1 rRNA gene (only partly in view) is annotated in these 1,234 nt (G+C 56.1%); it reads right to left on the bottom strand.

The features are described from left to right. Positions 1-56: 56 nt before the first annotated feature. Positions 57-1,234, bottom strand: a 23S ribosomal RNA gene (locus ACWDY5_RS41325); it runs 2,032 nt beyond the window's last position.

Raw genomic sequence — 1,234 nt, 5'->3', positions numbered from 1 at the left:
ACAGTGGACGCCAGATTGGTTCCCTCAGAACCACACAGTGGACGCGTAGCAACTTTGTGAGCAAGCCCTCGGCCTATTAGTACCCGTCAACTCCACACGTCACCGTGCTTCCATCTCGGGCCTATCAACCCCATCGTCTCTAGGGGGCCTTAACCACTCAAGGTGGTGGGAGACCTCATCTCGAAACAGGCTTCCCGCTTAGATGCCTTCAGCGGTTATCCCTTCCGAACGTAGCCAACCAGCCATGCTCTTGGCAGAACAACTGGCACACCAGAGGTTCGTCCGTCCCGGTCCTCTCGTACTAGGGACAGCCTTCCTCAAGTCTCCAACGCGCGCGGCGGATAGGGACCGAACTGTCTCACGACGTTCTAAACCCAGCTCGCGTGCCGCTTTAATGGGCGAACAGCCCAACCCTTGGGACCTACTCCAGCCCCAGGATGCGACGAGCCGACATCGAGGTGCCAAACCATGCCGTCGATATGGACTCTTGGGCAAGATCAGCCTGTTATCCCCGGGGTACCTTTTATCCGTTGAGCGACACCGCTTCCACAAGCCAGTGCCGGATCACTAGTCCCGACTTTCGTCCCTGCTCGACCCGTCAGTCTCACAGTCAAGCTCCCTTGTGCACTTACACTCAACACCTGATTGCCAACCAGGCTGAGGGAACCTTTGGGCGCCTCCGTTACCCTTTGGGAGGCAACCGCCCCAGTTAAACTACCCACCAGGCACTGTCCCTGAACCGGATCACGGTCCGAGGTTAGACATCCAGTACGACCAGAGTGGTATTTCAACGACGACTCCACCACAACTAGCGTTGCAGCTTCACAGTCTCCCACCTATCCTACACAAGCCGAACCAAACACCAATACCAAGCTATAGTAAAGGTCCCGGGGTCTTTCCGTCCTGCCGCGCGTAACGAGCATCTTTACTCGTAATGCAATTTCACCGGGCCTGTGGTTGAGACAGCGGAGAAGTCGTTACGCCATTCGTGCAGGTCGGAACTTACCCGACAAGGAATTTCGCTACCTTAGGATGGTTATAGTTACCACCGCCGTTTACTGGCGCTTAAGTTCTCAGCTTCGCCACCAAAGTGACTAACCGGTCCCCTTAACGTTCCAGCACCGGGCAGGCGTCAGTCCGTATACATCGTCTTGCGACTTCGCACGGACCTGTGTTTTTAGTAAACAGTCGCTTCTCCCTGGTCTCTGCGGCCAACCAACCCTAACCCGCAAAG

Source organism: Crossiella sp. NPDC003009 (assembly GCF_053591555.1).
The sequence above is the reverse complement of the archived record's forward strand: the minus strand, read 5'-3'. Positions and strand labels throughout refer to the sequence as shown.